Genomic DNA, 7,970 nt, shown 5'->3' with positions numbered 1-7,970 from the left:
GTCGGATTGCCCCGAATTGCCCTTCGCAATTCGGTTGGCAATCCGGGTGAGGGGGTATTCTCCCGATGTGATTGCCCTTCACCCATCGAGCGAACAGCCATGACCACCATCACAGCAATCTCCGCCCCGCCTCGCGCCTACAAACTGGTCGGCGCCGGCCGCCGGCAGTTGATCGGCCTGCTCTATGTCGCGCCGGCCGTTGCCCTGGTCGTGGTCTTCTTCATCGTGCCGCTTTGCATGACCGCCTGGATGTCGCTGCACAACTGGCCGCTGATGGGCGCGCACAGCTTTGTCGGCCTCGATAATTACTGGGCGATCCTGCGCGACACCCGTTTCTGGAACGCGCTGCGTTTCACCGGTTATTACACGGTGGTGGTGACGATCGCGATCTTCGCCGTCGCCTTTCCGCTGGCGCTGTTCATCGAAAGGCCGCGGCCGCTGACCGGCTTATACCGCACCTCCTTCTTCATGCCGGCGGTCATCGGCTTCGCCTCGGCCAGCCTGCTCTGGTCGTGGCTGCTCAATGTCGATTCCGGCCTGTTCAGCCCGGCCGCCTTCGAGCTTGGCCTGACCGAAAAGAAATTCAATCTGCTGGCGACCTTCCAGCCGGCCTTCTGGTCGATCATCGCCATGGTGGTGTGGAAGGTGGCGGGCTTCACCATGATCATCCTGATGACCGGCCTGCAATCGATCCCGCCGGATCTGCAGGAGGCGGCGATGATCGACGGGGCAGGGCCGCTGGCGCGGTTCCGCGCCATCACCCTGCCGCTGATGCGCCGCACGCTAGCACTGGCGCTGATCCTCTCGGTCGCCGGCTCGATCCTCGCCTTCGACCAGTTCTACATCATCCTGCGCGGCGGGCCGCGCAACCAGACGCTGACCGCCGTCTACTGGATCTTCAACCAGTCCTTCGTGTCGTTCAAGCTCGGCTATGGCGCAGCACTTTCGATGATCCTGCTGGTCATCCTGGTGGCGCTCAGCCTCATCCAGCTGCGGCTACTGCGCAATCCGGAGGGTGTCGACTGATGGCGCAGGCTCGCACCCGCAAACGCCGCATCGGCATGCAGATTGCCGAGCACTCGACCGGCATCATCGCATCCATACTGTTCATCGCGCCGATCGTCTGGACCGTTCTTTCGGCCTTCAAGCCGGCGCAGGAGGCGCGTCAGCCGCCGCTGCCGCCCTGGCCGACGACCGGGTTCTCGCTCGAGAACTACGCCACGCTCAACACCTTTGGCGACGGCCTCTGGCTACCGGCGCAGAACAGCATCTATGTCTCTGTCATGACGGTGGTGCTGTCGGTGATCGTCAGCGTGCTGGCCGGCTATGGTTTCTCGCGCTTCCGCTTTCCGCTGAAGAACCTCCTCTTCGTCGTCATCCTGTCGACGATCATGATCCCGTTCCAGTCGATCCTGACGCCGATCTTCCTGGTGTTGACCAAGATCGGCTTGCACAACACGCTGACCGGACTGGTCTGCGTCTACGTCACGCTGCAGCTGCCGTTCTCGATCTTCATGATGCGCAACGCCTTCGACGCGGTGCCGCGTGAGATCGAGGAAGCCGCCCGCATGGACGGCGCCAACAATGTCACCATGCTGCTGAGGGTCATGCTGCCGCTGGTCTGGCCGGGCATCGTCACCATCGCGCTGTTCGCCTTCCTCGGCGCCTGGAACGAGTTTTTGGCAGCCCTGGTGCTGATGACCGACCAGTCCAAATTCACGCTGCCGATCATGATGACGGCGCTGCAGTCCGGCCGCTTCGGCGCCATCGACTGGGGCGCGGTGCAGGCCGGCGTCACCGTGATGATGGTGCCGTGCCTGGTGCTCTTCCTGTTGCTGCAGCGCTTCTACATCCGCGGCCTCATGGCAGGGGCCGTGAAGTGACCAATCGAACCGAACCGGAGTAAATTGATGACCGCATCGCAATCCGCCAAGCCGGCTGCCGAGCTGCGCAAGCCAAAACTCGCCTTCCGGCCGCTGCCGGTGCCGCAGGTCGACGTGCGCGGCTTCTGGGGCGACCGTGTCGATGCCGTCGCCTCAAGGACCGCCGGCATCCTCTATGACCGCTGCGTCGAGGCGCGCATGCTGGAGCAGATCGATCCGGACCGGCCATCGCCCGGCGTCGTCATTCCGTTCCACTCACCCTCGCCGGACGAGGCAGCCACCGCCGGCAACGAGTTCACCGGCTCGACGGTAACGACGCAGATGTTCTGGGACAGCGATTGGGGCAAGACCATCGAGACCGCCGCCTACTCGCTCTACCGCCGCCGCAACGACGAGCTGGAGAAGAAGATCGACGCCGTCATCGACATGTACGGCAAGCTGCAGCAGCCCGACGGCTATCTGTCGAGCTGGTACCAGCGCATCCAGCCGGGCTTGCGCTGGACCAATCTGCGCGATTGCCACGAGCTCTATTGCGCCGGCCATCTGATCGAAGGCGCGGTCGCCTACTACCAGGCCACGGGAAAACGCAAGCTGCTCGACATCATGTGCCGCTATGTCGACCAAATCGCCGAGACGTTCGGTCCCGAGCCGGGCAAGAAGAAAGGCTATTGCGGGCACGAGGAGATCGAGCTGGCGCTGGTCAAGCTGGCGCGGGTGACCGGCGAGCGCAAATATATGGAGCTTGCCAAATACTTCATCGACCAGCGCGGCCTTGAGCCGCATTATTTCGACGAGGAGGCGCGCGCCCGCGGCGCCGACCCCAAGGCCTATCATTTCAAAACCTACGAATACAACCAGTCGCACAGACCGGTGCGCGAGCAGGACAAGGTCGTCGGCCATGCGGTGAGGGCGATGTACCTCTATTCCGGGATGGCCGACATCGCCACCGAATATGGCGACGACACGCTGCGGGTGGCGCTCGACCGCCTGTGGGACGATCTCATGACCAAGAACCTCTACGTCACCGGCGGCCTCGGGCCGTCCTCGCACAATGAGGGTTTTACCGCCGACTTCGACCTGCCCAACGACACCGCCTATGCCGAAACCTGCGCTTCGGTCGGCCTGGTGTTCTGGGCAAGCCGTATGCTCGGCATGGGCCCCAACGCGCGCTACGCCGACATGATGGAGCGGGCGCTCTATAACGGCTCGATCTCGGGCCTGTCGCTCGACGGCTCGCTGTTCTTCTACGAAAATCCGCTCGAGAGCCGCGGCGCCCACCATCGCTGGAAATGGCATCGCTGCCCGTGCTGCCCGCCCAATGTCGGGCGCATGGTCGCCTCGATCGGCAGCTATTTCTACGGCCTGTCGGACGATGCACTGGCCGTCCATCTCTATGGAAACAGCACGGCTCGTTTCGAAATCGCAGGGACGCAAATAGAGCTGACCCAGACCAGCAACTATCCATGGGACGGCGCGGCCTCGATCAGCGTCGAACCGGAAGCGCCGACCGAGTTCACCTTGCATCTGCGCCTGCCGGCCTGGTGCCGCAAGGCAACGCTCAGGGTGAATGGCGCAGATGTCGATCTGGCTGATATCACCAGCGACGGCTATGCCGCGATCCGCCGCGAATGGCGCAAGGGCGACCGTGTCGAGCTCGATCTCGAAATGGCCATCGACCGCCTCTACGCCAACCCGCAGGTGCGGCAGGATATAGGCCGCGTGGCGCTGGCGCGCGGTCCGCTGATCTATTGCGTCGAGGAGACCGACAATTCCAGCCAACTGCACCGCATCGCTTTGCCGCGAACAGCTGACATCGAGGCGCATGAGCAGCCGAACCTTTTGGGCGGCGTCGTAACACTTTCGGCTATTGCCAAAAAGGAGGCATTCGAAAACTGGGAAGAGGGACTCTACCGCACCGAACCGCCGGCGGTGGAGGAAGCGAAAGTCACCGCCGTGCCGTATTTCGCCTGGGACAACCGCGACGCCGGCGAGATGCTGGTCTGGCTCAGAAGCGCCGGATAGCGGTATCGCCATTTGAGCCGCGTTGCATGCCTTGAATTCGCCGGGGCGCGCGTCATCTAGCGTTGAGTGGCGCCAGCCACTTGAACGGGTGGAGGCAGATTTTGGCGCTCGAAGCTGTCGCGCGTCCGAACGCCGGCGGCCGCTTTATTGCGGTAGCCGTCGCGGCGGTGCCGCTGCTGTTCGTCGTCAGTGGACTGGCCATCCGCTATGCCGCATTCACTTCGGTCTCGGCGGAACCAGGCTTCGCGTCCTATGCCCAGGCGCTCTGCCGGTGGGATTGCGCGTGGTATGTCGGTATTTCCGAACACGGTTATGAGCGCTTTCCCGTCCCAAACCAGAGCAATGTCGGACGCTGGGGCTTCTTCCCGCTCTATCCGATGCTGGTGGCGGCGATCCGGTCTGTTTTCCCTTTCCCGACGATACTGGTCGCATCGATCACGTCGATTGCGTGCAGCTACGCCGCCTGTCTGGTGGCCTGGCCGCTGCTCGAGAAGAACATGCGCGCTTATGTGCTGTATTGCGCCTTTCTGCTCAGCGGCCCGTTCTCCTTTCATTTTACGACTTTCCTGACCGAACCTCTTTTCGTGCTCCTGACGTCGTGCGTTTTTCTGGCGCTCAAACGCTCCAGCTATCTGGCTGCGGCACTGTCATCGGCTCTCCTGTCGGCAACCAGGCTCGTCGGAGTGCTCGTTGTATTTGCGACCGTCATTCAGATGTTCAGGGATTACCGGGCAAAGGGCGGATCGACGCTGTCGTTCCCCCATTGGCTGCTTGGCCGACCGGATCTGCTCGTCGCGATCTTCATCTCGCCTGCCGGTCTATTCGCCTACGTCCTGTTCCTCTACCTGACGGTCGGGGACGGCTTTGCCTTCCTGCACGTCCAGCGCGCGTTTGGACGGGTGGCCGGCAATCCGCTCGGCTTTATATGGGATGGGCTCTCGGCCGTTCCGACGGACGGATGGCTGCCCACGGCGCCGCAATGGAGCGCGCTCGCCGCACTCATAGGACTGGCGCTATCGGCGGTTCTGGCGGTTCGCAGGCAATATGGCGCCGCGCTGTTCTGCGCCTGCTGCATCATCCTGCCGCTGATCACGAACCTGGCCTCGATGGTCAGATACGTCGTTGGGCTTGCGCCTCTGACAATGGTGTTGGCCATGCTGCTGTCGGCGTCGAAGCTGACTTATCTTGCGGCTCTGGGCCTCTTCCTCAGCGCCTGTTATTTCATGACCGTGGCGTGGATCGGGGGCTATCTTGCCCTGGTCTAGCACTCCGGGCCCGCATCGGCGCGCGGCCTCGCTTGGCGGCTACACGCTGGCGGCGGTTCTGGCCGGGGCGGAAATCATCATCCTTGCGCTTGCTCTCAATCCAAACGTCAATGCCGATTATCGCGCCTATTACATTGATCGGACGACGACCTGCCTCAATCGCGATGCGGTCGGCAGCTACACACATGGCGAGACGGTGTCGTTCCGGTCCGACGGAGCCAAAAAGGCAACCGGCATGATGGTCTGTGGCTGGTCGGGGCCGGTAGCCGACGGCACCCATTCGCTGGGCGAGACCTCGCGGCTTCGCCTGGAGATACCGCCGCTCCGCGACAGCCTGACGGCCACGCTGCAAATGGCCGCCGTCATTCGTCCACCACAGATCACGCAAAGGGTTGTGATCTCGGTGAACGGCGTTCGGGTGCATGCGGTGACGCTGTCTGGCAAAGAGCCACGCACGGTCACGTTCGTCATTCCACCGGCGGTCCTCGCCGAGGCCAAGACATTCGACATCGCCTTCGACTACCTCGACGGCATTCCGCCAAGTCCGGCCGCCAGCAACATCTATAAGCGCTCCATCAAATTGTTATCGTTCCGGCTCGATCCCATTGAGCCGGGTCAGGGCGGGCGATCACGTTGCTGGCCAGGTCTTCGCTGCGCAAAAACCCACCGGTCGAGCATGAGAAGATTGACCGCTGGAACAAGCAAGCATGTAACCAGAATGGCAATGATCGGCGGCAGGCCGAGTTTGGCCGTCAAAAGCGCCGGCGCGGCGTAGGCCACAGCGAAGCCTGTCGCCGTCAGCAAGAAAAAACGCGGAGCTTCCGATCGATGCGATCCGCTCGATGCGAAGGTTACCAACTTATGCGCAAGATAAGAAAACAGGGCGGCTGCGGTGTAAGCCGCGAGCGAGGCACCGACCGGCGAGAGGCCGAACCGTTGCCATTTTGCCAAAGCGGTGGCCAGCACTGCATAAAGGATCGTTGCGGCGATGCCGACGGACCCGAAGCGCGCCAGCAGTCTCAGCCCGGCGTCGCCGGTCGAACGGCGCTCAGACATGCGCACTGCACGCATACTGCGCTCCAAGCGGCAAAGGCGCGAATACGCGCTCGACTCTTCTGGCCAAGGGCCTTGCCGACGGCAGCAGCAGGAAATGCTCGGATCGGATGTCCGTGAAGCCGGTCGCCCGAAAGAGGGACGCTGCGGTGGCGGCGTTGAGGAGGACCGCGTCGTGGTCGAACGGACACCGAAACACCGCAAGACGCGTCAGTGGATTATAGGGATTGTGCTCGATGATGCAGGCGACGCCGCCTGGCCGCACGACGCGCCGCATTTCCAGGAAGAAATCGAGCCAGACAGCGCGCGAGACATGATGGACGACACAACTGGCGAAAGCCAGATCGAACGTGCCGTCCTCATAAGGCAGCCCCTGCGTGCTGCAGGTCCTGTAGGCCACACGCGGATTGTGTTGGCTGGCGCGCAAAATCGAGTCTTGCGAGACGTCGCAACCATCGAGGCTGTCGAAAGCGCCGTCGAGGTAGGGGTGGAGCGAACCGACGCCGCAGCCGACATCCAGCGCCGTTACAGCCGACCCACCCTGCCGAAGCTTTCGCTCGACCACCAGACGCCGCAGCAGGTCCGCCTTGGCGACAAGGAAGAAGTCGTGCCTGAGTCCGGAAAACCGGATGGACCCTTCGACCGCCTCGCCATAGTTGGAATTATAGCTGTCGAAGAGTTCGCCCATTGGCGGGGACTCCACTCCTGGGCTTGTGAAACGATCGGCGGCGCTCACCAGAGACGGCACGCATCGCCTCGTCGAAGCCGGTGAGCCGATCGATCACGTACAGCGGGCGGCGTTTCACCTCGGCGTGGATGCTGCCAACATAGAGCCCGACCACGCCGGTCATGAAAAGATTAATGCCGCACAGGAGCGACACGATCACCACCGTGGATGTCCACCCGGCAATGATGCCGGCTTCAAAAAACCAGGCAAACATGGCGTAGGCACCAAAGACCACCGCAAGCGCGGAAATGGCCAGTCCGCCCCAGAGCGCCAGGCGCAACGGCTTCTCGGAGAAACTGACGATGCCGTGAACCGCAAGGTGCATCATCTTCCAGAATGGGTATTTGGTCTGGCCCAGGGTTCGCGCGTGGCGCTCAAATGGCACTGCCGTCTGCTTGAAGCCCATCCAGCCGAACATGCCCCTGACGAAGCGGTCATGTTCGGGCATACGCTTGAAGGTTTCCAGTGCCTTGCGGCCGACCAGGCGGAAGTCGCCGACGTCGCGCGGAATATCGACCGAAGTCATTTTCTCCAGCAGGCGATAGAAAAGACTTGCCGTAAAGCGCTTGAACCAGGATTCGCCCTCGCGCTTGACTCGGCGGGCATAGACGATCTCGAAGCCTTCCTTCCACTTAGCTATCAGATCGAGAACGACTTCCGGCGGGTCCTGCAGGTCGGCATCCATGACGATGACGGCATCGCCCGCAGCGGCGTCCATACCGGCGGTAATCGCCACCTGGTGACCGAAATTGCGGGAAAATTCGATCAGCCGAAAGCGCGGCTCGGCGGCAACCACCTTTTGGAGGTATTCGACGCTTCCATCGAGGCTTCCGTCATCGACGAAGATGGCCTCCGTTTCGCCGTCCAGCCGACCGATAAGCGAACTGATCCGCTCGATCAGCCGAGGCAGCACCTGTTCTTCATTGTAGATGGGCAGGACCAGCGAGTAGCGAGGCGGTGACCTGTTCACCGTCATTCCAGGGCCATGGACCACAGACTCTCGCATGCGGTTGAAAATGG

The 7,970-nt window shown here is 62.4% G+C and carries 7 protein-coding genes and 1 pseudogene; 5 read left to right on the top strand and 3 right to left on the bottom strand.

Annotation, left to right across the window (positions count from 1 at the left end; translation table 11 throughout):
- Nucleotides 1-99 precede the first annotated feature (99 nt).
- The 5 genes from NKJ08_RS22850 to NKJ08_RS22830 all read left to right on the top strand — a co-directional run bounded on the left by NKJ08_RS22850 (nt 100) and on the right by NKJ08_RS22830 (nt 5,945).
- Nucleotides 100-1,026, top strand: coding sequence for a carbohydrate ABC transporter permease (locus NKJ08_RS22850; RefSeq protein ID WP_352525466.1), 927 nt, complete (start codon nt 100-102; stop codon nt 1,024-1,026).
- Nucleotides 1,026-1,883, top strand: a complete 858-nt coding sequence (locus NKJ08_RS22845; RefSeq protein ID WP_352525465.1) for a carbohydrate ABC transporter permease — start codon at nt 1,026-1,028, stop codon at nt 1,881-1,883. The genes NKJ08_RS22850 and NKJ08_RS22845 overlap by 1 nt, the downstream gene beginning before the upstream one ends.
- Before the next feature lie 27 nt (nt 1,884-1,910).
- Nucleotides 1,911-3,905: a glycoside hydrolase family 127 protein gene (locus NKJ08_RS22840; RefSeq protein WP_352525464.1), complete on the top strand. Its 1,995-nt coding sequence runs from the start codon at nt 1,911-1,913 to the stop codon at nt 3,903-3,905.
- A gap of 101 nt (nt 3,906-4,006) precedes the next feature.
- Nucleotides 4,007-5,170 carry a hypothetical protein gene (locus NKJ08_RS22835; RefSeq protein ID WP_352525463.1) on the top strand — a complete coding sequence of 388 codons (1,164 nt, stop codon included), beginning with the start codon at nt 4,007-4,009 and terminating at the stop codon, nt 5,168-5,170.
- Nucleotides 5,157-5,945, top strand: a complete 789-nt coding sequence (locus NKJ08_RS22830) for a hypothetical protein (protein ID WP_352525461.1) — start codon at nt 5,157-5,159, stop codon at nt 5,943-5,945. Before NKJ08_RS22835 ends, NKJ08_RS22830 begins: the two co-directional genes overlap by 14 nt.
- Here NKJ08_RS22830 and NKJ08_RS22825 read toward each other — a convergent pair.
- From NKJ08_RS22825 to NKJ08_RS22815, 3 genes and pseudogenes are all read right to left on the bottom strand, one after another.
- Nucleotides 5,888-6,226 (bottom strand): annotated as a pseudogene (locus NKJ08_RS22825) (GtrA family protein); the annotation flags it as partial. The gene NKJ08_RS22830 and the pseudogene NKJ08_RS22825 overlap by 58 nt on opposite strands.
- Complete coding sequence (locus tag NKJ08_RS22820) at nt 6,219-6,911, bottom strand: class I SAM-dependent methyltransferase (RefSeq protein WP_352525460.1); 693 nt, start codon at nt 6,909-6,911, stop codon at nt 6,219-6,221. The gene NKJ08_RS22820 and the pseudogene NKJ08_RS22825, both read right to left, overlap by 8 nt.
- Nucleotides 6,886-7,926 (bottom strand): glycosyltransferase family 2 protein, encoded by a 1,041-nt coding sequence (locus NKJ08_RS22815; protein WP_352525458.1) that lies wholly within the window; start codon nt 7,924-7,926, stop codon nt 6,886-6,888. The genes NKJ08_RS22820 and NKJ08_RS22815 overlap by 26 nt, the downstream gene beginning before the upstream one ends.
- Nucleotides 7,927-7,970 lie beyond the last annotated feature (44 nt).

Origin of the sequence: Mesorhizobium sp. M0244 (assembly GCF_040321795.1) — a bacterium.
In the GTDB taxonomy this organism is placed as follows: domain Bacteria; phylum Pseudomonadota; class Alphaproteobacteria; order Rhizobiales; family Rhizobiaceae; genus Mesorhizobium.
The sequence above is the reverse complement of the archived record's forward strand: the minus strand, read 5'-3'. Positions and strand labels throughout refer to the sequence as shown.